Source organism: Streptomyces sp. NPDC040545 (assembly GCF_055595065.1).
This window is the reverse complement of the sequence record NZ_JBVIWA010000027.1, coordinates 67,415-93,824: the sequence shown is the minus strand read 5'-3', so window position 1 is coordinate 93,824 and position 26,410 is coordinate 67,415. Positions and strand designations below refer to the sequence as shown.

At 72.2% G+C, this 26,410-nt stretch carries 27 protein-coding genes and 1 pseudogene; 12 read left to right on the top strand and 16 right to left on the bottom strand.

What is annotated here, in order from left to right; translation table 11 throughout:
• The 3 genes and pseudogenes from ACZ573_RS34525 to ACZ573_RS34515 form a co-directional block, all read left to right on the top strand.
• A pseudogene (locus ACZ573_RS34525) lies at positions 1-128 on the top strand (DUF4097 family beta strand repeat-containing protein); the annotation flags it as partial.
• A gap of 33 nt (positions 129-161) precedes the next feature.
• Positions 162-1,124: an ATP-binding cassette domain-containing protein gene (locus ACZ573_RS34520; protein WP_471312205.1), complete on the top strand. Its 963-nt coding sequence runs from the start codon at positions 162-164 to the stop codon at positions 1,122-1,124.
• On the top strand, positions 1,121-1,912 hold the full coding sequence (locus tag ACZ573_RS34515) for an ABC transporter permease (RefSeq protein ID WP_471312203.1): 792 nt from the start codon (positions 1,121-1,123) through the stop codon (positions 1,910-1,912). The genes ACZ573_RS34520 and ACZ573_RS34515 overlap by 4 nt, the downstream gene beginning before the upstream one ends.
• Here the strand turns inward: ACZ573_RS34515 and ACZ573_RS34510 are convergent.
• The 4 genes from ACZ573_RS34510 to ACZ573_RS34495 form a co-directional block, all read right to left on the bottom strand.
• Positions 1,870-2,277 (bottom strand): hypothetical protein, encoded by a 408-nt coding sequence (locus ACZ573_RS34510; protein ID WP_471312201.1) that lies wholly within the window; start codon positions 2,275-2,277, stop codon positions 1,870-1,872. The two genes, ACZ573_RS34515 and ACZ573_RS34510, sit on opposite strands and share 43 nt — an antisense overlap.
• Positions 2,278-2,399: 122 nt before the next feature.
• On the bottom strand, positions 2,400-3,194 hold the full coding sequence (locus ACZ573_RS34505; protein ID WP_471312214.1) for a bestrophin-like domain: 795 nt from the start codon (positions 3,192-3,194) through the stop codon (positions 2,400-2,402).
• 52 nt (positions 3,195-3,246) lie between these two features.
• Positions 3,247-3,534, bottom strand: coding sequence for a hypothetical protein (locus ACZ573_RS34500; RefSeq protein WP_471312199.1), 288 nt, complete (start codon positions 3,532-3,534; stop codon positions 3,247-3,249).
• Between the two features lie 135 nt (positions 3,535-3,669).
• A complete protein-coding gene (locus ACZ573_RS34495; RefSeq protein WP_471312197.1) occupies positions 3,670-5,235 on the bottom strand; it encodes an APC family permease in 1,566 nt (521 codons plus the stop codon).
• 335 nt (positions 5,236-5,570) lie between these two features.
• Here ACZ573_RS34495 and ACZ573_RS34490 point away from each other — a divergent pair, with 335 nt between their 5' ends.
• The gene (locus tag ACZ573_RS34490; protein WP_471312195.1) at positions 5,571-6,257 is read left to right on the top strand and encodes a hypothetical protein; all 687 of its coding nucleotides are present in this window, start codon (positions 5,571-5,573) and stop codon (positions 6,255-6,257) included.
• Between the two features lie 74 nt (positions 6,258-6,331).
• Positions 6,332-7,420, top strand: coding sequence for a DNA alkylation repair protein (locus ACZ573_RS34485; RefSeq protein ID WP_471312193.1), 1,089 nt, complete (start codon positions 6,332-6,334; stop codon positions 7,418-7,420).
• Positions 7,421-7,597: 177 nt separating this feature from the next.
• Here ACZ573_RS34485 and ACZ573_RS34480 read toward each other — a convergent pair whose 3' ends face one another.
• The 5 genes from ACZ573_RS34480 to ACZ573_RS34460 all read right to left on the bottom strand — a co-directional run bounded on the left by ACZ573_RS34480 (position 7,598) and on the right by ACZ573_RS34460 (position 14,040).
• Positions 7,598-9,061 carry an aldehyde dehydrogenase family protein gene (locus tag ACZ573_RS34480; protein ID WP_471312191.1) on the bottom strand — a complete coding sequence of 488 codons (1,464 nt, stop codon included), beginning with the start codon at positions 9,059-9,061 and terminating at the stop codon, positions 7,598-7,600.
• Positions 9,058-10,797 (bottom strand): N-acyl-D-amino-acid deacylase family protein, encoded by a 1,740-nt coding sequence (locus ACZ573_RS34475; RefSeq protein WP_471312189.1) that lies wholly within the window; start codon positions 10,795-10,797, stop codon positions 9,058-9,060. Before ACZ573_RS34475 ends, ACZ573_RS34480 begins: the two co-directional genes overlap by 4 nt.
• 279 nt (positions 10,798-11,076) lie before the next feature.
• Positions 11,077-12,198, bottom strand: a complete 1,122-nt coding sequence (locus tag ACZ573_RS34470) for an LLM class flavin-dependent oxidoreductase (RefSeq protein ID WP_471312186.1) — start codon at positions 12,196-12,198, stop codon at positions 11,077-11,079.
• A 95-nt stretch (positions 12,199-12,293) separates the two neighbouring features.
• Positions 12,294-13,079, bottom strand: a complete 786-nt coding sequence (locus ACZ573_RS34465) for an SDR family NAD(P)-dependent oxidoreductase (protein WP_471312184.1) — start codon at positions 13,077-13,079, stop codon at positions 12,294-12,296.
• Between the two features lie 13 nt (positions 13,080-13,092).
• Positions 13,093-14,040 (bottom strand): LLM class F420-dependent oxidoreductase, encoded by a 948-nt coding sequence (locus ACZ573_RS34460; RefSeq protein WP_471312181.1) that lies wholly within the window; start codon positions 14,038-14,040, stop codon positions 13,093-13,095.
• Positions 14,041-14,189: 149 nt separating this feature from the next.
• Here ACZ573_RS34460 and ACZ573_RS34455 point away from each other — a divergent pair, with 149 nt between their 5' ends.
• Positions 14,190-14,828 (top strand): transmembrane-type terpene cyclase, encoded by a 639-nt coding sequence (locus ACZ573_RS34455; protein WP_471312179.1) that lies wholly within the window; start codon positions 14,190-14,192, stop codon positions 14,826-14,828.
• Here the strand turns inward: ACZ573_RS34455 and ACZ573_RS34450 are convergent.
• The 3 genes from ACZ573_RS34450 to ACZ573_RS34440 all read right to left on the bottom strand — a co-directional run bounded on the left by ACZ573_RS34450 (position 14,800) and on the right by ACZ573_RS34440 (position 17,681).
• Positions 14,800-15,669, bottom strand: coding sequence for a L,D-transpeptidase family protein (locus ACZ573_RS34450; RefSeq protein ID WP_471312176.1), 870 nt, complete (start codon positions 15,667-15,669; stop codon positions 14,800-14,802). The two genes, ACZ573_RS34455 and ACZ573_RS34450, sit on opposite strands and share 29 nt — an antisense overlap.
• A 105-nt stretch (positions 15,670-15,774) precedes the next feature.
• On the bottom strand, positions 15,775-17,022 hold the full coding sequence (locus ACZ573_RS34445; protein WP_471312175.1) for an ATP-binding protein: 1,248 nt from the start codon (positions 17,020-17,022) through the stop codon (positions 15,775-15,777).
• On the bottom strand, positions 17,019-17,681 hold the full coding sequence (locus ACZ573_RS34440; protein ID WP_469796914.1) for a response regulator transcription factor: 663 nt from the start codon (positions 17,679-17,681) through the stop codon (positions 17,019-17,021). The genes ACZ573_RS34445 and ACZ573_RS34440 overlap by 4 nt, the downstream gene beginning before the upstream one ends.
• A 90-nt stretch (positions 17,682-17,771) precedes the next feature.
• Between ACZ573_RS34440 and ACZ573_RS34435 the strand changes: the two genes are divergently transcribed.
• The 5 genes from ACZ573_RS34435 (at position 17,772) to ACZ573_RS34415 (ending at position 21,917) form a co-directional block, all read left to right on the top strand.
• Entirely contained in the window at positions 17,772-18,254 is a 483-nt protein-coding gene (locus ACZ573_RS34435) for a hypothetical protein (protein ID WP_471312171.1), read from the top strand.
• A complete protein-coding gene (locus ACZ573_RS34430; RefSeq protein WP_471312169.1) occupies positions 18,251-19,387 on the top strand; it encodes a peptidoglycan-binding protein in 1,137 nt (378 codons plus the stop codon). The genes ACZ573_RS34435 and ACZ573_RS34430 overlap by 4 nt, the downstream gene beginning before the upstream one ends.
• Positions 19,388-19,425: 38 nt before the next feature.
• Positions 19,426-20,109, top strand: a complete 684-nt coding sequence (locus tag ACZ573_RS34425; RefSeq protein ID WP_471312212.1) for an ABC transporter ATP-binding protein — start codon at positions 19,426-19,428, stop codon at positions 20,107-20,109.
• Positions 20,106-21,332 (top strand): ABC transporter permease, encoded by a 1,227-nt coding sequence (locus ACZ573_RS34420; protein ID WP_471312167.1) that lies wholly within the window; start codon positions 20,106-20,108, stop codon positions 21,330-21,332. The genes ACZ573_RS34425 and ACZ573_RS34420 overlap by 4 nt, the downstream gene beginning before the upstream one ends.
• Before the next feature lie 141 nt (positions 21,333-21,473).
• Positions 21,474-21,917, top strand: coding sequence for an NUDIX hydrolase (locus tag ACZ573_RS34415; protein ID WP_471312165.1), 444 nt, complete (start codon positions 21,474-21,476; stop codon positions 21,915-21,917).
• On the opposite strand, the gene ACZ573_RS34410 is transcribed toward ACZ573_RS34415, so the two are convergent.
• The 3 genes from ACZ573_RS34410 to ACZ573_RS34400 all read right to left on the bottom strand — a co-directional run bounded on the left by ACZ573_RS34410 (position 21,914) and on the right by ACZ573_RS34400 (position 23,667).
• A complete protein-coding gene (locus ACZ573_RS34410; RefSeq protein ID WP_471312163.1) occupies positions 21,914-22,768 on the bottom strand; it encodes a trypsin-like serine peptidase in 855 nt (284 codons plus the stop codon). The two genes, ACZ573_RS34415 and ACZ573_RS34410, sit on opposite strands and share 4 nt — an antisense overlap.
• Positions 22,769-22,858: 90 nt before the next feature.
• On the bottom strand, positions 22,859-23,353 hold the full coding sequence (locus tag ACZ573_RS34405; protein ID WP_471312161.1) for a GNAT family N-acetyltransferase: 495 nt from the start codon (positions 23,351-23,353) through the stop codon (positions 22,859-22,861).
• Positions 23,354-23,391: 38 nt separating this feature from the next.
• Complete coding sequence (locus tag ACZ573_RS34400) at positions 23,392-23,667, bottom strand: hypothetical protein (protein WP_471312159.1); 276 nt, start codon at positions 23,665-23,667, stop codon at positions 23,392-23,394.
• Positions 23,668-23,814: 147 nt separating this feature from the next.
• On the opposite strand from ACZ573_RS34400, the gene ACZ573_RS34395 reads away from it, so the two are divergent.
• On the top strand, positions 23,815-25,047 hold the full coding sequence (locus tag ACZ573_RS34395) for an MFS transporter (protein ID WP_471312157.1): 1,233 nt from the start codon (positions 23,815-23,817) through the stop codon (positions 25,045-25,047).
• Between the two features lie 74 nt (positions 25,048-25,121).
• On the opposite strand, the gene ACZ573_RS34390 is transcribed toward ACZ573_RS34395, so the two are convergent.
• Entirely contained in the window at positions 25,122-26,348 is a 1,227-nt protein-coding gene (locus tag ACZ573_RS34390) for an amidohydrolase family protein (protein WP_471312155.1), read from the bottom strand.
• Positions 26,349-26,410: the final 62 nt, after the last annotated feature.

Here is a 26,410-nt window from a genome sequence, read left to right as displayed (position 1 = left end):
CCACCCTCGACGCCGGCACCGCCTACGGCCGGATCAGCAACGCCCTCAACAACACCGACGGCGCCGCCGCCGGCCTCACCATCCGCGCCACCACCTCCTACGGCGACATCACCGCCCGCAGCATCTGACCCGCAGTCACCGCATCCGAAGGAGCACTCCCCATGACCAACCTGGCCATCGCGGCGAACGGGCTGCGCAAGTCCTACGGCGACAAGGCCGTCCTCGACGGGATCGACCTGGCGGTCCCCGCCGGCACGGTCTTCTCCCTGCTCGGCCCGAACGGCGCCGGCAAGACCACCGCCGTCAAGATCCTCTCCACCCTCCTCGGCGCGGACCCGGGCACCGGAGCCATCCACATCAACGGCCACGACCTGGCCGCCGACCCGCAGGCCGTGCGCGCCTCGATCGGTGTCACCGGCCAGTTCTCCGCCGTCGACGGCCTGATCACCGGCGAGGAGAACATGCTCCTGATGGCGGACCTGCACCACCTCTCCCGCGGTGAGGGACGGCGGGTGGCCGGCGAACTGCTGGAACGCTTCGACCTGGTCGAGGCCGCCAAGAAGCCCGCCGCCAGCTACTCCGGTGGCATGAAGCGCCGCCTCGACATCGCGATGACCCTGGTCGGCGGCCCGCGGGTCATCTTCCTCGACGAACCCACCACCGGCCTCGACCCGCGCAGCCGCCACAACATGTGGCAGATCATCCGCGAACTCGTCACCGGCGGCGTCACCGTCTTCCTCACCACCCAGTACCTGGAGGAGGCCGACCAGCTCGCCGACCGTATCGCCGTGCTCAACGACGGCAAGATCGCCGCCGAGGGCACCGCCGACGAGCTGAAGCGGCTGATCCCCGGCGGGCACGTCCGGCTCCGCTTCACCGACCCGGCCGCCTACCGGTCCGCGGTCCTCGCCCTGCACGAAGTCACCCGGGACGACGAGGCGCTGGCGCTGCAGATCCCCAGCGACGGCAGCCAGCGCGCCCTGCGCTCGGTCCTGGACCGGCTGGAGGCCGCAGGCATCGAGGCGGACGAGCTGACCGTGCACACCCCCGACCTCGACGACGTGTTCTTCGCCCTCACCGGCCCGGCCACCATCCCCGACCAGTCCAAGGAGAACGTCCGATGAGCACCCTCTCCCTCGCCGTGCGCGACTGCTCCACCATGCTGCGCCGCAACCTCCTGCACGCCCGCCGCTACCCGTCGCTGACGCTGAACCTGCTGCTCACACCGGTGATGCTGCTGCTGCTCTTCGTCTACATCTTCGGCGACGTGATGAGCGCCGGCATGGGCGGCGGCGCCGCCGACCGATCCGACTACATCGCGTACGTGGTCCCCGGCATCCTGCTGATGACCATCGGCAGCACCGTCATCGGGGCCGCGGTGTCCGTCTCCACCGACATGTCCGAGGGCATCATCGCCCGCTTCCGCACCATGGCGATCTACCGCGGCTCCGTGCTCGTCGGGCACGTCGTCGGCAGCGTCCTGCAGTCACTCGCCAGCGTGGTCCTCGTCGGCGCCGTCGCCGTCGCCATCGGCTTCCGGTCCACCGATGCCACGGCCCTGGAGTGGCTGGCCGCGTTCGGGCTGATCGCCCTGTTCGCCCTGGCGCTCACCTGGATCGCCGTCGGGATGGGCATGGCCAGCCCGAACGCCGAGGCCGCAAGCAACAGCGCGATGCCGCTGATCCTGCTGCCGCTCATCTCCAGCGCGTTCACCCCGGTCGAGGCGATGCCGGGCTGGTTCCAGCCGATCGCCCAGTACCAGCCGTTCACGCCGGCCATCGAGACCCTGCGCGGCCTGCTCCTCGGCACCGAGATCGGCTACAACGGCTGGCTCGCGGTGGCCTGGTCCCTCGGCCTGGCGGTGCTCGGCTACCGCTGGTCGGCGGCCTCCTTCAACCGCGACCCGAAGTAACCGGTATGAGCGCGCGGGCCTCCTCCCGCAGCATCGTCCCGCCCCTGGGCGGCGTACACCGACACGGCGGTCGGCGTACGCCGCCCGTCGGCGTCGTGGCCCACGTGCGGGGAGTCCATGGCCATGCCGACGCTCGTCCAGAGGTGCTTGAACACCGACCACAGGCGGTGGCCGGAGCCGCCGTCGTCGTGGGACGCCGGGGCGGTGGAGGAGTGCGGGGTGCGCGGCGCCGCGGGGGCGCCGCGGGCCACGTGGGCCACGGCGGTGCCCAAAGCTGCGAGGGCGGCCGCGGCCAGGAGGGCCACGACCACGGGCCGGACGAGACGCCTGATGCGGGTCCGGGTGGGGGTGGGTATGCCGGCCATGGGAATGCTCCTCGGGAGGCGGGGCGTGCGGGGCGGGGTGGTGAGCCCGTGCTTCCAGTCAGCCCGAGGGAGCGGATCGCGTCATGTCGCTGGAGTTCGGGACTTGACAGTCCGCCGACCGCTCAGCCGGCGGCCCAGAACTGCGCCAGAGCCGCCTCCTTGTAGGGCTCCGGCGTCACGCTCAGATCCCCCGCGAAGGGGCGGTCCAGTGCCACCACCAGGAGCAGGCTGAAGCCGATCAGCCCGGCCACGGCCGATACGAAGAGCAGCTGCATCTTCAGGCTGCGCAGCCCGAACAGGAAGGTGAGCGGGACGATCACGAACGCGCCCCCGTACACCAGCACCTGGAGCAGGACCGGCAGTGAGCTCTCGGCCATCGTGATGCGGGCCCGGCGCTGGGCCGCGACGTCGTTGAGGCGGGTGACCGCTTCGGCGTAGAAGGTCTCGGCGCGGGTGCCCTGGGGCTCGTAGGCGAGGAGCGCCTCGTAGAGGGCGTGCGTCTGCGAGCCGGTCGCCTCGTAGCTCGGCCGCCCGTCGCGCATCAGCGGCCACTGCACCTCGACGACGGCGTGCGTGTACGCGCCGACCGCCCGCTGCACCCGGTCGCGGTCGGCCGGCGGGAAGGCGTCGGCGCTGCGGACGACGAGAGCCAGGTCGGTGGCCTCGCTGGCGACGATGTTCTGGGTGTTCTCCAGCTGCGTCCACAGGGTGACGACGACGAACGCGAGGATGATGCCGTAGATCGCGCCGAACATGCCGAGCGCGACCCCGACCATCTCGTTGTGTTCGCCTCGGGCCAGGTGCGGGAAGCGGCGGCGGGCGGCCACGCTCCCGGCCACGGCGAGGCCGGTGAGGCCGCCGACCAGGAGGACGGCGATGACGAAGGTGCTGAGGTGGTTGAGCAGCCAGAGGATCATGCCCTGCTCAACGAGCACCGCCGCTCCGCAGCCCGGCCTCGGCCGGAGTTCGTCACTCGACCTTCGGGGTCTTGGGGAGGCCGGCGGTCAGGGCCGCGCCGGTGCCCTTGAGGGTGGAGTCCGCGGCCTGGCCGGCGGATCCGGCCGCCTGGGTGGTCACGCCCACCGCGGTCTTGGTGTCCTGTACGGCCTGAGTCGGGTGGTCGACGATGTCCACGACCCGGCCGACGACCGGGGGCGCCTGCTCGGGCGCCTCGTCGGCGTGCGCGGCGACGGAGGTGAGGGCGAGGGCCCCGCCGGAGACGACCAGGGCGGCAAGGCTGCGCTTCAAGGCGTTCATGCCCCGTCCAACGACCCCGCCGCACCCCGGGTCACCGTGCCGGGCCGATCGGCGCCCGCGAACGCCCACGGCCCCGGATCGGGGGAATCGATCCGGGGCCGTGGGCATGACTCAGCGGGTGGGGCGCGGGGACGGTCAGTCCTCGACCACCAGGGCCGGGGTGGACTTCGTCAGGACCTCGCCGCGGAAGAAGGCGGGGCTGCGGCGCTCGGTGACGAACATGATCACCAGGCCGAGGGCCAGCAGGCCGACGCCGATGACGAAGACGTTGCCGACGTCGAGGCCGGGGAGCGTGGAGCCGGAGCCGTAGGACGGGTCCCAGGCGTCGTAGAGGGTCTTGAAGAAGACCGCGGCCAGCAGGAGGCCGCCCAGGATCGGGAAGACGCCCTTGAAGAACAGGTCGCGGGCGGAGCGGCGCAGCTCGCCGCGGAAGTACCAGACGCAGGCGAAGGCGGTCAGCGAGTAGTAGAAGCAGATCATCAGGCCGAGCGCGAAGATCGTGTCGGTGAGGACGTTCTCGCTGACCAGGGTCATGACCGTGTAGAAGACGCCGGTCGCGACGCCCGCCATGACGGTGGCGCGGCCCGGGGTCTTGAAGCGCGGGTGGACCTTGGCGTAGGAGGGCGGCAGGGCCTCGTACGTCGACATGGCGAGGACCGTGCGGGCCACCGGGATGAAGGTGGTCTGCAGGGAGGCCGCGGCGGAGGCCAGGACGGCCACGAAGAGCAGGATGCCGAGGACCGGGCCCATGACGGGGCCGGCGAGGGCGGCGAAGACGTTGCCCGAGGTCTCCTCGTTGGCGAGGCCGAGGCCCTCGCCGCCGGAGCCGACGGCCATCTGTGCGGCGACGCCGGTGGCCAGGTAGGAGCCGACCAGGACGATCATCGCGATGAGCGAGGCGCGGCCGGGGGTCTTCGTGGAGCCGGTGGTCTCCTCGTTGGTGGCCAGGCAGGCGTCCCAGCCCCAGTACATGAAGATCGAGAGCGAGAGTCCGGCGGTGAAGGCCGCCATGGACTCGACCGCGAAGGGGTTCATCCAGGACCAGGAGAAGTCCAGGGCGGTGTCGAAGGTGCCGGCGGAGGCCTTCTGGAAGGCCATGGCGACGAAGAGGGCGAGCACGACGAGCTGGAGGCCGACCAAGGCGTACTGGACGCCCTTGGTGGCGGTCATGCCGCGGTAGCTGATGGCGGTCGCGACGGCGATCAGCGTGAGGCAGGTGAGGATGTGGACGAGCTTGTTGTCGTCCAGGGCGGCGATCGACGCATTGTTCGTGATCTCGCCGGCCAGCAGCCAGAAGTACGAGGTGGCGACGCCCGCAAGGTTGGAGAGCACGATGATCGTGGCGATCACCAGGCCCCAGCCGCACATCCAGCCGATCCGCGGGCCGAAGGCCTTGACGGTCCAGGTGAAGGAGGTGCCGCAGTCCGGCATGGCCTTGTTGAGCTCGCGGTAGGCGAAGGCGACCAGGAGCATGGGGAGGAAGCCGGCGAGGAAGATCGCGGGCATCTGCATGCCGACCTCACCGGCGGTGGAGCCGAGGGTCGAGGTCAGGCAGTAGACCGGGGCGACGGTCGAGATGCCGATGACGGCGCTTCCGACCAGTCCGACGGACCCCTTGCCGAGGCCCTTGCCGCGAACGTCGCCCTCGGCGACGCCGCTTACCGTGTCTCCGGCCCGAGGCCGAACGTCCAGCTGAGTCATGAGTCAGGACGTTAGATGGTGCGTTTTCCACATCTGGACGATCGGAGTCCGGAACTCAATACCCCCGAGGGCCTTCGAATCCTGAGATCGAGACCGTCCACAAGCACTTAATACAAGGTTCACTTTGACGTGTGCCCGCGCTTCGGCAGGCTCGACCGAGACTCTTTCGGAATGCGGAAACCGCAGCCATGTCCGTTTTGCGCATTTTCAAAGTTTCCGTCGTGACTTTGCGATGACCAGTGGTAACAGGGGAGCCGGACGGGTTTGCCGTGGCCATGATCACCGGCCTAGAGTCGCCGCCGTTCAAGGTCATTCACACGGGGGACGAAACACTCATGCGCATCAGCACCTCGCTCATGGCATCGGCCACGGCCGTCGCCGCCCTGCTCACCCTCACCGCCTGCGGCGGGGGCGAGAGCGGCGCGGCACCGGTCATCGGAGCCGGCTCCGGCGCGGACGCCGGCACGGGCGCGAACACCGACGGCGGTCCGAACGAGGGCACGCTGGAGAACCCGACGAAGAACGGCGGGGTCAACGGGAACGCCCCCAAGGACGGGACGGCGTTCCAGAAGCTGCCCAAGGCGGGCACCATGGCCGCCGCCGCCCGCTTCATCAACGGCTACACCCCGTGCTCCCCGGTCAGCCTCACCCCTGCCGGAGGCAAACCGAGCGAGGGCCCCGACACCGAGTTCGGCCCGGCCTTCTCCGTCACCGAGACCGGCTACTGCGGCCGGCGCGGCACCACCACCATCGTCCTGATCAAGGACCCCAAGGCCTTCCAGACGGCCTTCAAGGCCGAGGTCGACGCGCACAAGGGCAGCGGGAACCCCAACCAGGGCATCGTCGTCGGCCAGGACTTCGCCATGGGGTCCGAGAGCTCGGACGCCATGAGCGCCCTGCTGCAGCCGCAGGCCGGTCTGCTCATGCTCAACTGCCACCCCGACTTCAAGCCGCCGAGCGGCTACCGCAAGGAGCCGGCCCTGGTGAAGGGCTGCGTCCTGACGGACTACTACAAGGACTAGCAGGCCCCGGGACGCCCCCGACGACGCCCCGGGACCGGCCCCCGGACCGGGGCGTCATCGGGGAGACTGGCCCCATGCCCACGGCCGATGAGCTCCTCAGCGCGGACACCGTCACCGCCCTCGCCCGACTGCTCGCCCGCGCGGGCGGCCGCCGGTCCTCGCCGGCCCTGCGCGCCCGCGCCGGCGCCCTCGGCGGGCTGACCTTCAGCGGCCGCGTCGCCGCCGTCCGCGACGCCGTGCTCGACGACCTCCCCGACGCATGGCCCGGCTTCGAGGCCGTCGTACGCACCGCCCTCGCCGAGCCCGGCTTCGAGGGCTGGATGACCTTCCCCGTCAACGAGGCCGTCGCCGTCCGCGGGCTGGAGGCGTTCGAGCCCGGACTGGACCTGCTGCACGACCTCACCTCCCGGCTCACCGCCGAGTCCGCCGTCCGGCCCTTTCTGCGCGCCGACCCGGACCGCGCCCTGGCCGTCGTACAGAAGTGGACGGCCGACCCCGACCCGCACGTACGCCGCCTCGCCAGCGAGGGCACCCGGCCCCGGCTGCCGTGGGCCCCGCAGCTGCCCGCCTTCGTCGCCGACCCGCGGCCGGCCCTGCCGGTGCTGGACGCCCTCTACCGCGACGGGTCCGAGTACGTCCGCCGCTCCGTCTCCAACCACCTCAACGACATCAGCCGCGACCACCCCGCCCTCGCGGTCGAGACCGCGGGCCGCTGGCTGGCCGGGCCCGAGGCCACGACCGACCGCGTCGTACGCCACGGACTGCGCACCCTGATCAAGGCCGGGCGGCCCGAGGCGCTGACCCTGCTCGGCCACTCCCCCGACGTGCCCGTCACCGTGAGCGGCCCGGTGGTCTCCGACCCGCGGATCGCCGTCGGCGAGTACCTCGTCTTCGACTGGACGGTCACCAACACCGGCCCGCTCCCGGCCCAGTTGGTCATCGACTACGTGGTCCACCACGCGAAGGCCAACGGCACCCGCACGCCGAAGGTGTTCAAACTCGTCACCCGCGCCCTGGCCCCCGGCGAAACCCTCGGCGGCACCAAGCGCCACTCCTTCAAGCCCATCACCACCCGCCGCTACCACTCCGGCGAGCACCTCGTGCAGCTCCAGATCAACGGCCGGGTCCGCGGCGAGGCCCCTTTTTCGCTGGACGCGTCCTGACGCCCGGCGCCGAGCCCCCCGCCCGGGGCGGAACGCCGCCGCGCGGACTGGATCCGGCGCACCGGGCGGCAGTCGCGCTGGAACGGATCGCGCGGTCCGACCCGAAGGGCTTCGCCCACCTCGAGCGGGGCAGCAGCGAACTCGCCGAGTCCCTCGGATACAGCTGACCGCCGGGCCTCAGCCCGTCCAGACGATCGACTGCATCTCGCTGTAGGCGTGCAGCGCGTACGAGCCCACGTCCCGGCCCACCCCGCTGCGCTTGAAGCCGCCGAACGGCGCCTCCATGTTGCGGCCGATGGTGTTGACGCCGACCCCGCCCGAGCGCAGCCGCCGCGCCACGCGGAACGCGCGCGCCGAATCCCCCGACCACACGTAACTCAGCAGCCCGAAGTCGCTGTCGTTGGCGAGCCGGATCGCCTCTTCCTCGTCGCCGTCGAAGGGCACGACCACGACCACCGGGCCGAAGATCTCCTCACGGACCACCCGCATGTCGTTCGTGCAGTCGACCAGCAGGGTCGGAGCCACGTAGAAGCCGCGGCCGTCCCCCACCACCGGGCGCTCGCCGCCGTACGCGATCCGGGCCCCCTCCTTCTTCCCCAGCTCGATGTACGACTCCACCCGGTCGCGGTGCACCGCCGAGATCACCGGGCCGACCACCGTGCCCGCCGCCGCCGGATCGCCGACCTGCATGAAGGCCAGGTAGCCGGTCAGCTTCTCGATCAGCCGGTCGTGGACCGACCGGTGGACGATCACCCGGGTCGGGGCCGTGCAGATCTGGCCGGAGTAGAAGGAGAAGGTCGTCCCGATGCCCATCACCGCCGCGTCCAGGTCCGCGTCCTCGAAGACGATCGCCGCGCCCTTGCCGCCGAGCTCCATCAGCTGCCGCTTCATGGACCGGCCGCAGACCTCGGCGATGCGCTGCCCGACGGCCGTGGAACCGGTGAAGGAGACCATGTCCACGTCCGGCGAGTCCACCGCTGCCTCGCCGACCTCCACCGCCTGCCCGCCCACGACGTTCACCACGCCCGCCGGGACCCCGGCCTCGTGCAGGGCGTCCGCCATCCTGAACACCGACAGCGGGTCCTGCGGCGCCGGCTTGACCACCACCGTGTTGCCCATGGCGAGGGCCGGGGCCACTTTGCCCGCCGGGTTCGCCCAGGGGTTGTTGTAGGAGGTGATGCAGGTGACCACCCCGACCGGCTGGCGCACCTCCAGCGCGCCCAGGATGCTCGCCCGCCCCATCGGGCCGGCCTCGGTGACCTGCGGGGGCAGGCCCCGCTCGACCGGTTCGACGGCCCCCTTCGCGTACCGCCGGAAGCGGGTGACGCCCACCCCGACCTGCATGCCGCGCGCGATGCCGGTCGGTGCGCCCGTCTCCTGCCGGGCCAGCACCGCCCACGGCTCGTACTCCCTCTGCATGATGTCCGCGGCCCGGTCCAGGATCGCCGCGCGCGCCTCGGGCGCCGTACGGGACCAGCTCCCGAAGGCCTCGGCCGCGGCGCGTGCCGCCTCCTCGACCTGCCGGCGCGAGGCCTCGGGCGCGAGGCCGACCACCGACTCGTCCGCCGGGTTGATCACCTCGTAGTGGCCGCCCGCGGGCTCCACCCACTCGCCGCCGATGTAGAGCTTCTGTGCGGTCAACGGGTGCTCACCGTCCTCGTGTCCCGGCCCGACCGGAGCACGATCCCGGGGACCGCCCCCGTCACCTCGTCGTCGCGGATGGTCTCCACGCCGTTGACCCGTACCGAGACGATGCCGATGGCCCGCGCGTCCAGCCGCGGGCTGTCCCCGGGCAGGTCGTGGACCAGGGTCGCGGGACCGGCCTCGATCCGCTCGGGGTCGAAGAGGACCAGGTCCGCGTGGAAGCCCTCGGCGAGGCGGCCGCGTTCGCGCAGCCCGAACAGCCGGGCCGGGTCGTCGGTGAGCATCCGTACCGCCTGCTCCAGCGGAACGAGCTTGCGGCCGCGCAGGCAGTCCCCGAGGAAACGGGTGGTGTACGGGGCCCCGCACATCCGGTCCAGGTGCGCGCCGGCGTCGGAGCCGCCGAGCATGACGTCCTCGTGCTGCCAGGTCTGCTGGCGCAGGGCCCAGCTCGCCGGATCGTTGTCGGTGGGCATCGGCCAGAGCACCGTGCGCAGGTCGTCGTCGGCGCAGATCTCCACCAGGCACTGGAAGGGGTCCTGGCCGCGTTCGGCGGCGATGTCGTTCACGACCCGGCCGGAGAGGCCCTCGTTCTCTTTGCTGTACGTGTCCCCTATGACGTACCGCCCGAAGTTGGCGAGGCGCCGGAAGACTCCGGCCTCCTTGCTGTCGGCGCGGCGCAGCATCTCGGCGCGTACGGCGGCGTCGCGGAGCTTGGCGATCCGCTGGGGGACGGGCAGGCCGAGGATCTCGCCCCAGCCGGGGATGAGGTTGAGCGCGCAGAAGGTCCCCAGCGACATGTTCATGGGGGTCAGGATGGGCATCGTCAGCGCGACGATCCGGCCGCCGGCCTTGCGGGCTCGCTCGCTGGGGACCAGCTGGCGCGGGACGCGCTCGGGGACGGAGGCGTCGATGGTGAGGACGTTCCAGTTGAGGGGCCGGCCGGCGGCGGCGCTCATCTCCACGAACAGGTCGATCTCGTCGTCCGAGAACTGGTCGAGGCAGCCGGCGACGATCGCCTCCAGCTGGGTGCCCTCGTGTTCGGCGACCGCCTTCGACAGCGCGAGCAGCTCGGCGGGCCGGGCGTGGCGGGAGGCCACGGGGGCGCCGGACCCGTCGGAGTGCGTGGAGGACTGGGTGGTGGACAGGCCCCAGGCGCCGGCGTTCATGGCGTCGTGGAAGAGGTCGAGCATCTGCTGCATCTGCTCGGGGGTGGGCTGGCCGCCGACGGCGTCCTCACCCATCACGTGGCGGCGCAGGGCGCAGTGGCCGACCATGAACCCGGCGTTGACGGCGATCCGGCCTTCCAGGGCGTCGAGGTACTCGCCGAAGGTGGACCAGGTCCAGTCGACGCCCTCCTCCAGTGCCTTGAGGGCCATGCCCTCGACCTTGCTCATCATGCGGCGGGTGTAGTCGGCGTCCTCGGGGCGGGCCGGGTTGAGCGGGGCCAGGGTGAAGCCGCAGTTGCCGCCGGCGACGGTGGTCACGCCGTGGTTCATGGAGGGCGTGGCGTACGGGTCCCAGAAGAGCTGGGCGTCGTAGTGCGTGTGCGGGTCGATGAAGCCGGGGGTGAGGACCAGGCCGGTGGCGTCCTCGGTGGTGCGGGCCTCTTCGGTGACGGTGCCGGGTGCGGCTATCGCCGCGATCCGGCCGTCGCGTATCCCCACGTCCGCGACGCGGGCGGGGGCGCCGGTGCCGTCCACGACGGTCGCGCCCTTGATCAGGTGGTCGAGCATGACGTCCTCTCTGCCGTGTTCGCTTTGCGGATCGGCCTGTTGGGGCCGAGCCCGCATGCAGCCTCGCCGGCGTTTGAGCAGGGGGCACCTCCCAGCGGTAGCCGGGGGAGGGTCCGGGCGGAGCCCGGTGCCCGGCGGAGCCGGGTTTCCTGCAGCTCCGCCCCGGACCCCGCGCCTCAAACGCCGGCGAGGCTGGATGCGGCCCCGGCCGGTGGCCGCCCGGCCGGGGCCGTGCGGGACGGCGGTCCGGGAAGACGCCGTCCCCGTACACGCGCCGGCTCAGACGGCCTGGCGGAAGCGGGTCGTGCGGTGGATCGGGTCCGTGTCGATGTGGGGGATCACGTGTTCGCCGATCAGCTTGATCGTCGTCATCGTGTCCTCGGGCGAGACACCGGTCGGCAGGCCGAAGGACAGCTGGTCGGCGCCGGCCTGCTCCCAGCGCTTGCACTGGGCCCGGACCTCCGACGGGTCGCCGCAGATCAGCAGTTCTTCCGCGATCAGCAGTTCGATGATCTCCGCGTTGTACTCCGGCAGGGTCTCGGGCCACTGCGGGATCGCCTCGGGCCGCGGGAACGTGTCGTGGTAGCGGAAGACCAGCGACTGGAAGCGGTTCATGTTGGCGTTGACGGCGATCTCGACGGCCTTGTCGTGGGTCTCGGCGCAGATCGCGGTCGAGGTGACCATGACGTTGTCGTTGACGAACGCGCCGATGGCCTTCGCCTCCCGGATGGCCGTCTTGTACTGGTCGAGGACCCACTCCATGTCGGAGACCTTCTGCACGCTGAAGCCCAGCACGCCGAGGCCCTTCTTCGCCGCCATCGCGTACGAGGACGGGGAGCCGGCGGCGTACCACATGGCCGGGTGGGCCTTGCCGTACGGCTTGGGGAAGATCTTCCGCGGGGGGAGCGACCAGTGCTTGCCCTGGAACCCCTCGTACTCCTCCTGGAGGAACATCTTGGGGAATTCCGCGATGGTCTCCTCCCAGATCTCCTTGGTGCCGTTCATGTCCTCGATGCCCGGCAGGAAGCCGAGGATCTCGTGGCTGCCCGCGCCGCGGCCCGTGCCGAACTCGAAGCGGCCCTGGGAGAGGTGGTCGAGCATGGCGACCTTCTCGGCCACCTTGACCGGGTGGTTCACCGGGGCGAGCGGGTTGAAGATGCCGGAGCCGAGGTGGATGCGCTCGGTGGCGTGGGCGAGGTACCCGAGGAACACCTCGTTAGCCGACAGGTGCGAGTACTCCTCAAGGAAGTGGTGCTCGGAGGCCCAGGCGTACTTGAAGCCGGCCTTGTCCGCCTGTATGACGTACTCGGTCTCCTCGATCAGCGCCTTGTGCTCTGCCTCGGGGTCGACCTTGGATCGCGCCTCAGGCACGTATCCCTGCACAAAGAGCCCGAATTCCAAGGGGGTTCACCGTCCTTTGATTTCTGACGTTCCGTCAGATTTGATGTCTCGACTGTTCCACTGCCAGGGTGCGAGCGTCAATACCTGACGCTCCATCAGAGAATGCTGACGCCCGCGAGCCAGCCGCCGTCGATCACGAACGGCTGGCCGGTGATGTACGAGGAGTCCTCGCCCGTCAGGAAGAGCGCCAGCTTCGCGATCTCCTCCGGCTGCCCCACCCGCCCCAGCGGGACCACCCGCCTGTAGAGCTCGGCCATCGCGTCCCGGGCCTCGTCGGTCATGTTCGCCGGGTCCAGCAGGCCCGGGTTGGCCATAGGGGTGTCCACGGCGCCCGGGCACATCGCGTTGACCCGGATGCCCTTGCCCGCCAGTTCCAGCGCGGCCACCCGGGTGAGGCCGAGGATCGCCGCCTTGGTGGCGGCGTACGTGCCGACGTACGCCATGCCCGTCAGGCCCGTGTACGAGGAGGTGTTGACGATGGTGCCGCCGCCGGCCGCCTCGATCTCGGGGGCCACCGTCTTGATGCCGAGGAAGGCGCCCACCTGGTTGACCTGGACCACCTGCTGGAACTCCTCCAGCGGGGTCGCGGTCAGCTCGTTGAAGCGCAGGATGCCCGCGTTGTTGACCAGGCCGTCGACCGGGCCGAAGCTCTCCTTCGCGGCGGCGATCGCGGCCGCCCAGTCGTCCTCGCGGCTGACGTCCATCCGTACGTACCGGGCCCGGTCCTCGCCGATGTCCTTGGCCACCGCCGCGCCCTGCTCGTCCAGCACGTCGCCGAGGAGCACCCGCGCCCCCTCGGCGGCAAAAAGCCGGGCCTCCTGCTCGCCCTGCCCGCGTGCCGCGCCGGTGATGATGACGACGCGCCCGTCCAGCTTGCCCATGGTCCGTCAGCCCCTAGTCGTTGAGGAGGGGGGCCACCTCGGCCCCGAAAGCGGTGATCTGGTCGACGAGTTCGGCCCGGTCGCGGCTGCGGAAGCGCACCTGGATCTGGTCCACGCCGAGCGCCTTGTACTCCCGCAGGGACTCGGCGAGCGCCTCCGCCTTGCCGGTGAGGGTGCGACGGCCGGTGTCCCAGCCGGGCTCACCGACGTACAGCGCCTCGGTGATCGCACCGAACTCGAAGGGACCGGTGATCCCGGCCGCCTCGCGCAGCTCGCCGATCCGGGCGATCTGCTGCGGGAGCCTGTCGCGCGGGTCGCCCTGCGGGAGCCAGCCGTCCCCGCGTACGGCGGCGCGGCGGACGGCGGCGGGCGAGGAGCCGCCGACCCAGACGGGGATCCGCCCCTGCGCGGGCCGGGGCAGCTGGCCGAGGTCCTTGAAGGAGAACAGCTCACCCTCGAACTCCGGGTACTCCTCGGGTCCCAGCGCCGCCCGAAGCGCGTCCAGGGTCTCGTCGAGGACGGCGCCGCGGCGCGCGAAGTCCACGCCGAGGATCTCGAACTCCTCCCGCACGTGCCCGGCCCCCACCCCGAGGATCAGCCGGCCGCCGGAGAGGTGGTCGAGGGTGGCGTACTGCTTGGCGCTGATCAGCGGGTGGCGCAGGCCCAGGATCGCGACGTGGCTCAGCAGCCGCACGCGCTCGGTGATGCCGGCCAGGAAGGACAGGGTCGCCACCGGGTCGTACCAGACGGTGCTCATGGGGCCGGCGAGCCGCCGCGGGATGGCTACGTGGTCGCAGGTGGCCACGTACCCGAAGCCGGCCCGGTCGGCGGCCCGCGCGATCCCGGCGAGATCGGCGGCGGTGGCCGACGCCTCCCAGGGCTCGGCGTAGATGGTGCTCTGCGACTGGACCGGGAGCTGCATCCCGTACACCAGCCGACCTTGCGGAAATACGCGCGCCATGACGGGCCCGCCTCGCCTTCGTCTGCCGATTCGTCATATCGGTGCGGGGCCATCGTCGTAGCTGACGGACCGTCAGACAAGGGGTGTGACACACGCCTGGCCGAACAGGGGGCGTTCCCCTGCGCCGTTCCCCTCGCTAGGGTGCGCGGGTGGATCTGATACTCACGCTGGTCAGCGGGATCGCCTGGACGGTCGTGTACGTGGAGGCGATCCGCGTCGGGCTGCGGGACCGCACGTACGCGATGCCCGTCGCCGCGCTGGCGCTCAACTTCGCCTGGGAGGCGACCTACGCGGCCCGCGACATCTCGGTCGGGATCTCCGCGCAGGGCGTGGTCAACGTGGTGTGGGCGGTGGCCGACCTGGTGATCGTCTACACCTATCTGCGCTACGGGCGGGCCGAGCTGCCGGAGTTCGTGACCCGGCCGCTCTTCGCCGGCTGGTCGGTCCTGGTGTTCGGTACGGGATTCGCCGTGCAGTGGATGTTCCTGGCGCACTTCGGGGCGCACGACGCGAGCCGGTACTCGGCGTTCCTGCAGAACCTGCTGATGTCCGGCCTGTTCATCGCCCTGTACGCCTCCCGGCAGGGGCCGCTCGGGCAGTCGCTGACCATCGCCGTCGCCAAGTGGCTGGGGACGCTCGCCCCGACCCTCCTGTTCGGGGTGCTGGAGGACGCGCCGTTCGTCCTCGGTCTCGGGATCCTGTGCAGCCTCTTCGACCTCACCTACATCGGACTGCTGCTGCGGCCCCGCCTCGCCCGGCTCAGAAGCCTTCCGGCCCCATCACGATGACCGGCCTCGCCTCCGGGTCGAGGGTCTCCAGGACCTTCTGCATGGCCGCCTTCGGGATGCCCACGCAGCCCTGCGAGGGCCCGTCGTGGTCCACGTGCAGCCAGATGTTGCCGCCCTTGTCCGCGCCGTCCGGCATGACCGGGTCCAGCGGGGAGCGGCCCGGCCTGCGGTTGAAGTCGATCGCGACGACATAGTCGAAGGAGCCCGCCAGGGACTCCCCGTTCACCCCGAGGCCCGAAGGGACGAAGCCGTTGCTCTCGTCGTACGGGAGCCGGGTCCCGGGCGGCTTCGGCAGCAGGCCGCCCGCGTCGGTGAGCGCGAAGACGCCCACCGGCGAGGTCAGATCTCCGTAGGTGCGTTCGGTGGACCAGCCCCTGGCCCCATTGCGGGCCGGCCAGCTCTCGGTCCGGACCCAGTCGGCGCCGGCCGCGGGGCGCGTGTAGAAGGCGGCGGTGGACTCCGAAGAATCCGGCGCCTTGCCGGTGACCAGGATGAGCTGACGGGACTCGGCCGGGATCCGGGCCCGGGTCTGCTCGCTGACGCCGGTCAGGCCCTGCGCGGCGGCGGCCTGCTGGGCGGCCCGCCGGGCCTCCTGCCGGGCGGCGGCGGCCCGCTGCGCATCACGCGCGGCACGGTCCTCCGCCTGCGGGCGGGCGTCCGCGTGGGCCTGCGGCCGGGGGTCGGCGGCCTTGTCCGGGTCCTGGGCCACGTACACCCAGCCGGCCGTGAAGGTCGCCAGGCCGAGCACGGTGGCGAGGGCCATCCGGCGGTTCCTGCGGATCGCACGGGGCTTGCGGGGCCTGCGGGACGGGCGGGAGCGGGCTCGGTCGTGCTGGCTCATTCCTCCGACCGTACATCAGCAGGCCCCCGGAGCCCGGGTGTCGAGTGCTGTGGCCGGGAAGGTTTGCCTGGCGCCGTGACCCGGTGAACCTTCCCGGCCACAGCACTACGGGGTGCGCGCCTCGCGGGTCAGCGGGAAGCGGACGCGGACCGTGAGACCGCCCTCCGGGGCCGGATTGGCCTCCGCCATCAGCTCCGCCCCGTGCGCCCGCGCGATCGAATCCACGATCGACAGCCCCAGCCCGGCGCCCTCACCTGCGGTGTGCAGCCGTTCGGCGCGCCTGCGGAAAGGCTCCAGCAGCCCCGGCACGTCCGCCGGATCGATCACCGGGCCGGTGTTCGACACCGTCAGTTCCCCCTCGGCGGAGGTGGACACGCTGATCCGGCCGTCCGCGCGGTTGTGGCGTACCGCGTTGGTCAGCAGGTTCCGCAGCAGGTGCCCCAGCAGGGTCCGGTCGCCCGGCACGGTCAGCGGCGCGAGCGTCCGTACGACGGTCAGCCCCTGCTGCGGACAGGCCGCCAGCTCGGCCGCCGCGAGCGCCGCCAGGTCCACCGGACCGCTGGACTGCAGACCCTGCTCCGAGACCGCGAGCAGCAGCAGGGACTCGATGAGGTGCTCGCTGGAGTCGGCGACACCGATCAGCTTGGCGCGGATCCGGGCCACCTTCTCCGGCGGCGGGTCCCCCGCCAGGCCGATCTCGGCCGCCGCCCGCTGCACAGCCAGCGGGGTGCGCAGTTCGTGCGCCGCGTGCGCCGCGAACCGCCGTTGCGCGGAGACCAGCTGCTCCATCCGCCCCAGCATCGCGTCGAAGGTGTCGGCCAGCTGCTTGAGCTCGCCGGGCGGCGCGTCGAGCGAGATCCGCTCGTCCAGGTTCTCCCCGGACAGGCGGCGCGCGGTCTCGGTGATCACGCCGACGGGGCGCAGCACCCGGCCGGCCATCCACCAGGCGAGCCAGATCGACAGCACGGCGAAGACGGCCAGCGCGAGGAGGGAGTACATCAGCAGCCGGTGCCGGGTGGCGTCGGTGACGGCGTCGGAGAGGTTCTGGGTGTACGCGTAGCCCTTGAGCTGCTCGGGGGTGGGGGTCTGGCCGGGGGGCAGCTTCTGCGCCGGTTGGCAGGGGCAGCCGGGGGCGAGCGTCCGGCCGGGGACGGGCGGCCCCGGCGACTGGAGGACGTAGGCCGGCGAGACGGTACGGACGGCCCCGCTGACGCTCGCGTACAGGCCCTGGCCGACGAGGACGTAGACCAGCGCCACCAGGCCGCCGCCCGCCAGGAGCAGCAGGGAGCCGTACAGGGCGGTGAGGCGGCCGCGCTCGGTGCGCAGCAGCCGCGTCGGCGGGCGCCCGCTCACCGGGCCGCGATCCGGTAGCCCGCGCCCGGCACGGTCTCGATCAGCGGCGGCTCGCCCAGCTTGGCGCGGAGCTTGCTGAGGGTGACGCGGACGGCGTTGGTGGAGTAGCTGGTGTCCTGCTCCCACACCTGCTCGATGAGGTCGTCGTTGCTGACGACGGCACCCTCGGCGCGCAGCAGCGCCTCCAGCACCGCGAACTCCTTGCGGGACAGCGCGAGCCGGTGCCCGTCCCGGGTGGCGCTGCGCCGGGCGGTGTCGACGGCGACCCCGGCGCGCTCCAGTACGGGCGGCAGCGCGGGGCGGGCCCGCCGGCCCAGGGCCAGGACGCGGGCGAGGAGCTCGTCGTAGGCGAAGGGCTTGGTGAGGTAGTCGTCGGCGCCGAGACCGAGGCCCTCGACGCGGTCCCGTACGGTTCCTGACGCGGTCAGCATCAGGACGCGGGTCAGCAGCCGCTCGCGCACGACCTGCCGGCAGACCTCGTCACCGTGCAGGCCGGGCAGGTCGCGGTCCAGGACGAGGACGTCGTACTCGCCGAGGCGCAGCCGCCGCAGGGCCTCCAGGCCGTCGCCCGCCTCGTCGACGGCGAGTGCGTCGCGGCGCAGCCCCTCGGCGATCATCTCCCGGAGGAATTCCTCGTCCTCCACCACCAGTACGCGCATGGCGTCCTCTTTACCGGAGATCGGTATTTCGCCGTTGTAAGCAAGGTGCGAGAGGGAAGCGAAAGGCCCTTTCACCGCAGGCTCGGGCCCATGAAGCGATCCCTGATCATGACCACGGCCGCGGTCGTCACCGGGCTGACCCTGTTCGCCACCGCCTGCGCGAACGACGCGCCGACGGGGAAGAAGGACTCCTCCGGGGGCGCCGGCGGGAGCGGCGCCGGCACGGTGGCCGACAACGCGGTGAAGATGCGCCAGTGCCTGCGCGAGCACGGCGTGGACGTGCCCGACCCCGAGCCCGGCCAGGACCCGCGCGGGATGACGCTGGGCGGGGACGCCGATCCGCAGAAGATGCAGGAGGCCATGAAGGCCTGCGGGATGAGCACCGGCGCCGGCAAGGAGCCCACGCAGGAGGAGAAGGACAAGGAGCTGGAGTGGATCCGGTGCATGCGCGAGAACGGGGTCGCCCTCAAGGACCCTGAGTACAACGGCGGCATGAAGAGCGCCACCGAGATCCCCAAGGGCCAGGAGAAGGCCTTCGAGGAGGCCCAGAAGAAGTGCGACACGGGCCGATGAGGAAGCGGGCCAAGTGGCTGCTGGGCTCGCTGGCCGCCGTACTGACCGTCTCGGGCGGCGGCTGGGCCGTCATGGCGCAGCCGCAGCGCGATTCGGGTGAGCAGGAACGGCGCGTGGCCGGCGGACTGCCGCCGGCCACGGCGCCGGTCAAGCGCGGCGACCTCAGCTCGGGCCTCCAGGTGGAGGGCACCCTCGGCTACGCGCGGGAACGCAAGCTCAACGCGGGCGGGCCCGGCGTGCTGACGTGGATCGCGGGCGAGGGCTCGGCGGTGGAGCGGGACGGGAAGCTGTACGAGGTCAACGGCCGGGTGGTGCGGCTCATGTACGGGTCCACCCCGATGTACCGGCCACTGAAGGCCGGCGACAAGGGCGAGGACGTCAAGCAGCTCAAGCGCAATCTGCAGGCCCTCGGGTACGGGACCGGGCTCGACCCGGAGGACGGCACCTTCACGGCGGGTACGGCCACGGCGGTCAAGCGGTGGCAGAAGGCGCACAAGGCGGCGGAGACGGGCGAGGTCGGCAAGGAGGACATCGCCTTCGCCTCGGGGCCGCAGCGGGTGCGCGCGGGCGACGCGGCGGTCGGTGACGAGCTGGCGCCGGGCAAGCCGGTGCTGACGGTGACGGGCACCGAGCGGATCGTCCGATTCCAGCTGGATGCGGCGAAGGCGGGCGCGGCGAAGGCCGGCGACCCGGTGACCGTACGGCTGCCGGGAGGCGGCAGCGCCACCGGGAAAATCGACTCGGTGGGCGGGGCCGGCGGGCCCGACGACAAGAACGGCGGTGGTGCGGGCGGCCCGGGCGGCGGTGTCGGCGGCGGTGGCGGTGGCGGTGGCGGTGGCGACAAGAAGGCGCAGGTCGAGGTGGTCGTCACCTTCGACAAGCCCGGCGAGGTGGGCGCCCCGGACCGGTCGCCGGTGAGCGTCGGCCTGACCGGCGAGACCCGCAAGGGCGTGCTCTCCGTACCGGTCAACGCGCTGCTGGCGCTCGCGGGCGGCGGCTTCGGAGTCCAGGTCGTGGCGGACGGCCGGGCCCGCGAGGTCCCGGTCGAGCTGGGCCTGTTCGGAAACGGCCGGGTCGAGGTGACCGGCGGCGCCCTCGAGGAGGGCATGCAGGTGGGGATCCCGAAACTGTGACGGCCACGACGACGCACCCGCCGGCGCATCCGGGCCCGGTGGTGGAGCTGACCGGGGTCACCAAGGAGTACCCGGGCGGGGTCGCGGCCCTGCGCGGGGTCGACCTGACCGTCGCCGCCGGCGAACTCCTCGCCATCGTCGGCCCGTCGGGCTCCGGCAAGTCCACCCTGCTGCACATCGTCGGCACCCTGGACCGCCCGACCGCGGGCGGCGTACGGATCGCCGGGTACGACATCGCGGCCCTCCCGGACCGTTCGCTGTCGGCCCTGCGCTCCCGGCACGTCGGCTTCGTCTTCCAGTCCTTCCACCTGGTGCCGGGCATCAGCGCCCGGGCGAACGTCGCCGAGGGCCTGCTGTACAGCGGCCTCCCGCGGGCCGAACGGCTGCGCCGGGCGGCACAGGCCCTGGACCGGGTCGGCCTCGGCGACCGGATGGACCACCGGCCGCACGAGCTGTCCGGCGGGCAGAAGCAGCGGGTGGCGATCGCCCGGGCGGTGGCGGGCGCGCCGGACCTGCTGCTGGCCGACGAGCCGACGGGCGCGCTGGACACGGCGTCCGGGGACTCGGTGATGGAGCTGCTGCGCGAGCTGAACCGGGACGGGGCCACCATCGCCGTGATCACCCACGACCAGGAGATCGCGGCGAGCCTGCCGCGGCAGGTGCGGATCCGCGACGGGGAGATCGTCGCGGACGTACGGAACCGGGCGGGGGCGTCGTCATGAGCCGCGCGAAGCCCCGTACGGGGACGCGCACCCGGCGGTTGAAGCCGCCGCGGCTGTCCCCGCGGGACGTGCTGCACGTCGGCTCGGCGGGCCTGCGCGCCCGCCCGATGCGGGTGTTCCTGTCCGCGCTCGGCATCGCCATCGGCATCGCGACGATGATCGCGGTGGTCGGGATCTCCTCCTCCAGCCAGGCGAAGCTGCTGCGGGAGCTCGACAAGCTCGGCACCAACATGCTGGTCGCGAAGCCGGGTGAGGGCATGTTCACCGGTCAGGACACCAAGCTGCCCAAGGACGCCCCCGGCATGATCTCCCGGATCGCGGGGGTCGAGTCGGTCGGCACCACCGGTGACGTGCCCGAGTCCGTACGCCGCTCGGAGAACATCCCGAAGGGGGAGACGGGCGGGATCGTGCTCAAGGCGGCCAAGGACGACCTGCTGGGCACGCTGCGCGCGCGGATGGCGAGCGGCACCTGGCTCAACGCGGCCACCGGCCGCTACCCCTCGGTGGTGCTCGGGGACGTCTCCGCGCGCCGGCTCGGCATCACCGGACCGGGTCAGCAGGTCTTCATCGGCGGCCGGTACTTCACGGTGACCGGCATCCTGGAGCCCGTCCCACTGGCCCCGGAGATCGAGCGCTCCGCGCTGATCGGCTGGGACGCGGCCGAGCAGCTGCTGGGCTTCGGCGGTCACCCGACGGCGGTGTACGAGCGGTCGGCGGACGACCGGGTGGCGGCGGTCCGCGCGCTCATCCCGCGGACGGCCAACCCGCAGACCCCGAGCGCGGTGCAGGTCAGCGACCCCTCGGCGGCGCTCCAGGCGAAGGCGGCCACGGAGGGCGCGTTCAGCACGCTGCTGCTGGGGCTGGGCGGGATCGCGCTGCTGGTGGGCGGGGTCGGCGTCGCCAACACGATGATCATCTCGGTGCTGGAGCGGCGGCACGAGATCGGCCTGCGGCGGTCCCTGGGCGGCACGAAGGGCCAGATCCGGATCCAGTTCGTGACGGAGTCCCTGCTGCTGTCCGGGCTCGGCGGCCTGGCGGGCATCGCCCTGGGCGGCGCGGCCACGGCGGTCTACGCCCGGGCCGGCGACCTGCCCTGGGTGGTCCCGCTGTGGGCGGTGACCGGCGGCTTCGCCGCCACCCTGGTGATCGGCACCCTGGCCGGGCTCTACCCGGCGGTGCGCGCGGCCCGGCTGTCGCCGACGCTGGCGCTGGCGGCGGCGTAGCGGATCGGGGCGGAGCGAGACGGGGAACGGGTCCGGGGGACGGGTCCCGGGGACGGGCGCGGGGGACGGGCGCGCAAAAGGCGGTAAAAGGCCAGGTGCACGCCCATCCCCCGGAACCGATCACCGGCGTACATTGAATCGATGATGCGAACTCCACGTCACGCAGCGCGCGTTGTCATCCTGTCTCCCACCGGCTCCGTGTTCCTCTTCCGGGAGGACAACGTGGAGGTGGGCATCCACTGGCTGCCGCCCGGCGGCGGCATCGATCCCGGCGAGAGCCCCGAGGACTGCGTGCGGCGTGAGCTGCGCGAGGAGACCGGCTGGACCGACCTGGAACCCGAACGGCTGCTCTGCACCTGGGAGCACGACTTCACGCACCAGGGCATCCCGGTCCGCCAGCACGAGCACATCTTCGTCACCACGGGCCCGCACCGCGAGCCGGTCCTGGAGGCCCCGGACATCCACTGGCAGTGGCTGACCCCGCAGCGCCTGGCCACCCTGGGCGAACCCCTGTGGCCCCCGAGCCTGCCGGACCTCCTGGCAGACGCCTCGGCGGAACCGGTCCACCTGGGGCTGCTGGCCTAGGGCTTGGTGGTGGTCTTCGCGGTGGCCTTGGCGTAAAGGGAGGCCGCGTACGACCCGAGGACCGTGCTGGTCGACACGTCGTCCGTGTCCCCGCCCGTGAGGATGCCGATGATCTTCCCGTCACCGGCGATCCACGCGCTGCCGCTGGTGCCGCCCGGGAAGTCGGCGCAGTCGAAGCGCTGTTGGGTCGCGCTCAGGCGGACGGCGACCGACGTGCAGGTACGCGGAATCTTGCGGTCGGCGGGGTAACCGGTCACGGTGACCTGCTCGCCCGCGCGGCCGCTGGTGTCGAGGACGGCCGCGCCGGTCACGTCCTCGACGGTGCGGCCCTTGGCGTCCGGGGCGAGGCGGGCGAAGGCGAGGTCGTAGTCGTCGTCCGTACCTTCGGCCCAGCGGTCGTCCTCGAAGACCTCATCGATCTTCCACGTGCCGTACGGGGCCACCCCGTTGGCGTACGCGGGTGCGAAGACGGCGCTTCCGCCGGCCTGGTCCCCTTCGAGCAGGCAGTGCCCGGCGGTAATGATCAGGTTCCGGCCGGGGCTGCTCACCACGGTCGCGGTGCAGAAGTGATCACTGTTCAGGCCGTTGGTGAACAGGGCTCCGGTGAAGGCGGCGGGCCCACCGGGCGGCGGGGTGACAGCCGGCGGCAGGGTGGCGGCAGGAGGCGCGGACAGCTGCGGCTTCGCCACTTGCGATCGCGACGACGGTCCCGTCGGGGACGCGCTCGGCGCGGCCTTCGCCCGTACCGGGGGGACCCCCTCCGGCGGCGGCGCCAGCTTCGCCACCGCGGCGGACGCCCCCAAGGCCGCCACCGCGCACAGCACCGCCGTCACGACGGTCCGCTTGTCCACCGGCATGATCATCCTCCCGCTTTGCCCTGGCGAAGCATGCCCCGGCGGCAGGCCCGGGTGCAAGGCCGAGGACGGCTCCCGGCCTGTGCCTCAGACGGTTTCGGCCCGCAGGTCGCACACGAAGCGCAGGCCCGGACGGCCGTCCAGGTCGACATCGCCGGTGGTCACGAATCCCGTACGGGCCAGCACGGCGCGCGATCCGGCGTTGTCGAGGGTCGTGACCGCCCGCAGCGTGGCCAGTCCGTACTCCGTGACCGCCAGCCCGCGGGCCTCCCGGACCGCGGCCGTGGCCAGTCCCCGGCCCGTGGCCCGCTCGGCGATCCGGTAGCCGAGCTCGGCCGAACCGTCGGCCACGTCCACGAGGTTGACCCGGCCCATCACCTCCCCGCCGTCGTCCACCAGGACGTGGAAGAAGCACAGCCCGGCGGCCTGCTCGGCCATCAGCGCGGCGTGCCGCGCGTCGAAGTCGGCGAAGTAGCGATCGCCGCGGTCCGGGACCGACGCGGCGAAGTAGGCCCGGTTCTCCCGCTCGAACGCGAGCAGGGCCGGGGCATGGTCGAAGCGCAGCAACTGGAGTCGGGGCACGGCCCGATGCTAGGCCGTGTCCCGCTGCGAGCGGGCTCTCACGCGCGCCGGGGCGGGCGCTCGCGCTGGCGCTGCCGGGCCGCGATGGCGAGGGTGATCCCCCGGAGCAGGAAGAGGGCGTACCAGAAGAGCCCCCAGGCCGCCTGCGGGTGCGCGTCCTTGGCGGCGAAGGCGGGCGAGGAGACGACGCCGCCGCCGGCCGGCAGGTACCGCATCGCGCAATAGGTGAAGCCCCACAGCGTCATGCCGCACGCGGCGATCCCCGCCGGTACGGCGATCAGGAGGGCGGGGATGCGGCGGGGATGCGGCCCCACGGGCTGACCGGCGCGAGGGAGAGCACCGCGCCGAACACCGCCACCGCGCCCATCACCCAGGAGCCGATCGCGCGGGGGAACCCCGGGTGCGGCGTATAGGTCGTCTGCCCGATCCCCGGCCCCCGCCTTAGAACTCAGGCTGGGCCGGTGATCGATCGAGGAGTGGGAAAGGTCCTGCGGGACCGCAACGCGGGGCTCTACCTGTCCGGGGTGGTGGTCTCGGGATTCGGTACGACCGCCATGTGGCTGGTCGCCGGGGTCTGGGTGAAGTCGCTGACCGGGTCGGACGCGCTCGCGGCCCTGACCGTGTTCACCCTGTGGGCGCCGGTCCTGGCCGGGCCGGCGCTGGGGGCGCTCGCCGACCGGCTGCCCCGGCGGCCGCTGCTGGTCGCCCTCGGGCTCGTGATGGCCGCGCTGCTGCCCGTACTGACCCTGCTGGACTCGGCGGACCGGGTGTGGCTGCTGTTCGCGGTCCTGCTCGTGTACGGGATCTGCGGCACCGTGCACGGGGCGGCGGAGGCGGCCCTGGTCCCCCAGGCCGTCGGCCACCGGCTCCTCGGGGACTTCAACGGGCTGCGGCTGACCGCCGACGAGGGCATGAAGCTGATCGCACCGCTGGTGGGGGCTGCCCTGTTCGCCCGCTTCGGCGGGGCGTCGGTGGCCCTGCTCGACGCGGTGACCTTCGCGCTGGCGGCCGGGATCTTCGCTCTGCTGCGGGTGCCCGGGGAGCCGCCGGAACGGGAGCGGATCCGGGACGGGCCGGGGGGATTCGCGCGGATGCCGGAGGGCTGGCGGCAGCTGCGCACGGCCCCCGCGGCGCGCACGCTGGTGCCGGCCGGCGCCGCCGTGATGTTCCTGGCCGGGCTGAACGGCGCGGTGATCTACGCGGTCGCCGGGGACGTGCTGGGGCACGCGCCCGCCTACGTGGGGGTGCTGTACGCGGCGCAGGGCGCGGGTTCGGTCCTCAGCGGGCTCGTGGCGGGCCCGCTGCTGCGGCGGATGCCGGAGAGGCTGTTCACGGCCGCCGGAACGGCCCTGTTCGCCCTCGGCGCCGGGGTCCGGGCGCTGCCGTACGACGCGGTGGCCCTGGCGGGCAGCGCGGCCATCGGCGCCGGGCTGCCGTGCGTGCTGATCGCGGCGCTGACGGCGGTGCAGCGTGAGGTCCCGAACGCCGCGCTGGGCCGCGCCGCGGCCACGGCCAACACCCTGATCTTCGTACCGAACGCGCTGGCCTTGGCGCTGGGTTCCGCCCTGGTGGCCTTCGTGGACGTGCGGGTGCTGCTACCGGTGCTGACGGTGGCGGGGCTGGCCGCGGCGCTGCTGCTCGTGGTGCGGGGCGCGGACCGGGCGCGGGTGGCCGTGGGGCACTCATGGCCGTAGGGCCCCCCGTGGCCGCAAGACACCGCCAAGGCGTGGCCGGCGGAGGGGGCCGGCCACGCCCCGCGGCTGCGGGCTCAGGCCCCGGGCCCCGCCCACAGGCCGTCCGCCGTGAGACCGAGCAGGCCGATCGCGTTGCCGCGCACGATGCGGTCCACGACGTCCGGTGCCAGGTGGCCCATCTGGGACTCGCCGACCTCGCGGGACTTGGGCCAGGTCGAGTCCGAGTGGGGGTAGTCCGTCTCGTAGAGGACGTTGGCGACGCCGATCGAGTCGAGGTTCTTCAGGCCGAAGGCATCGTCGAAGAAGCAGCCGAAGACGTGCTCGGCGAAGAGCTCCGACGGCGGGCGCAGCACCTTGTCCGCGACTCCGCCCCAGCCGCGGTTCTCCTCCCAGACCACGTTCGCGCGCTCGAGGATGTACGGGATCCAGCCGATCTGGCCCTCCGCGTACATGATCTTCAGGTTCGGGAAGCGCTCGAACTTGCCACTCATCAGCCAGTCGACCATCGAGAAACAGCAGTTGGCGAAGGTGATGGTGGAGCCGACCGCGGGCGGGGCGTCCGCCGAGGTGGACGGCATGCGGGAGGAGGAGCCGATGTGCATGGCGATGACCGTGCCGGTCTCGTCGCACGCCTCCAGGAAGGGGTCCCACTCGTCCGTGTGGATGGAGGGGAGGCCCAGGTGCGGGGGTATCTCGGAGAACGCGACGGCACGCACCCCGCGCGCGGCGTTGCGGCGGACCTCGGCGGCGGCCAGGCGGGCGTCCCAGAGCGGGATCAGGGTGAGGGGGATGAGGCGGCCGTGGGCGTCCGGGCCGCACCACTCCTCCACCATCCAGTCGTTGTAGGCCCGGACACCGAGGAGCCCCAGCTCACGGTCCTTGGCCTCGGTGAAGGTCTGGCCGCAGAAGCGGGGGAAGGTCGGGAAGCAGAGGGCCGACTGGACGTGGTTGACGTCCATGTCGGCGAGCCGGTCGGGAACCGAGAAGGACCCGGGGCGCATCTGCTCGTAGGTGATGACTTCCAGTTTGATCTCGTCGCGGTCGTACCCGACAGCCGTGTCGAGGCGGGTGAGCGGCCGGTGCAGGTCCTCGTACACCCACCAGTCGCCGATGGGGCCGTCGTCGCCCCTGGCCCCCATCACGGGGGCGAACTTGCCGCCGAGGAAGGTCATTTCCTTCAACGGGGCGCGGACGACGCGGGGGCCGATGTCGCGGTATCTGGACGGGAGCCGGTCCCGCCAGACGTGGGGGGGCTCAACCGTGTGGTCGTCCACCGAGATGATCTTGGGGAAGGTCTCCATGGCTCATACGGTAGCGTCGATCTGACGAACCGTCAGCTAGTTGGCCGGTGATCGGTCGGACA

Excerpts from the sequence above, each read along its gene's own strand:
- ACZ573_RS34500 (WP_471312199.1), bottom strand. The coding sequence starts at position 3,534 with ATGAACGCCTTGAAGCGCAGCCTTGCCGCCCTGGTCGTCTCCGGCGGG.
- ACZ573_RS34510 (WP_471312201.1), bottom strand. The coding sequence starts at position 2,277 with ATGGCCGGCATACCCACCCCCACCCGGACCCGCATCAGGCGTCTCGTC.
- ACZ573_RS34450 (WP_471312176.1), bottom strand. The coding sequence starts at position 15,669 with ATGAGCCAGCACGACCGAGCCCGCTCCCGCCCGTCCCGCAGGCCCCGC.
- ACZ573_RS34505 (WP_471312214.1), bottom strand. The coding sequence starts at position 3,194 with ATGATCCTCTGGCTGCTCAACCACCTCAGCACCTTCGTCATCGCCGTC.
- ACZ573_RS34415 (WP_471312165.1), top strand. The coding sequence starts at position 21,474 with ATGATGCGAACTCCACGTCACGCAGCGCGCGTTGTCATCCTGTCTCCC.
- ACZ573_RS34430 (WP_471312169.1), top strand. The coding sequence starts at position 18,251 with ATGAGGAAGCGGGCCAAGTGGCTGCTGGGCTCGCTGGCCGCCGTACTG.
- ACZ573_RS34465 (WP_471312184.1), bottom strand. The coding sequence starts at position 13,079 with ATGGGCAAGCTGGACGGGCGCGTCGTCATCATCACCGGCGCGGCACGC.
- ACZ573_RS34520 (WP_471312205.1), top strand. The coding sequence starts at position 162 with ATGACCAACCTGGCCATCGCGGCGAACGGGCTGCGCAAGTCCTACGGC.
- ACZ573_RS34390 (WP_471312155.1), bottom strand. The coding sequence starts at position 26,348 with ATGGAGACCTTCCCCAAGATCATCTCGGTGGACGACCACACGGTTGAG.
- ACZ573_RS34485 (WP_471312193.1), top strand. The coding sequence starts at position 6,332 with ATGCCCACGGCCGATGAGCTCCTCAGCGCGGACACCGTCACCGCCCTC.
- ACZ573_RS34440 (WP_469796914.1), bottom strand. The coding sequence starts at position 17,681 with ATGCGCGTACTGGTGGTGGAGGACGAGGAATTCCTCCGGGAGATGATC.
- ACZ573_RS34475 (WP_471312189.1), bottom strand. The coding sequence starts at position 10,797 with ATGCTCGACCACCTGATCAAGGGCGCGACCGTCGTGGACGGCACCGGC.
- ACZ573_RS34515 (WP_471312203.1), top strand. The coding sequence starts at position 1,121 with ATGAGCACCCTCTCCCTCGCCGTGCGCGACTGCTCCACCATGCTGCGC.
- ACZ573_RS34490 (WP_471312195.1), top strand. The coding sequence starts at position 5,571 with ATGCGCATCAGCACCTCGCTCATGGCATCGGCCACGGCCGTCGCCGCC.
- ACZ573_RS34495 (WP_471312197.1), bottom strand. The coding sequence starts at position 5,235 with ATGACTCAGCTGGACGTTCGGCCTCGGGCCGGAGACACGGTAAGCGGC.
- ACZ573_RS34420 (WP_471312167.1), top strand. The coding sequence starts at position 20,106 with ATGAGCCGCGCGAAGCCCCGTACGGGGACGCGCACCCGGCGGTTGAAG.
- ACZ573_RS34435 (WP_471312171.1), top strand. The coding sequence starts at position 17,772 with ATGAAGCGATCCCTGATCATGACCACGGCCGCGGTCGTCACCGGGCTG.
- ACZ573_RS34460 (WP_471312181.1), bottom strand. The coding sequence starts at position 14,040 with ATGGCGCGCGTATTTCCGCAAGGTCGGCTGGTGTACGGGATGCAGCTC.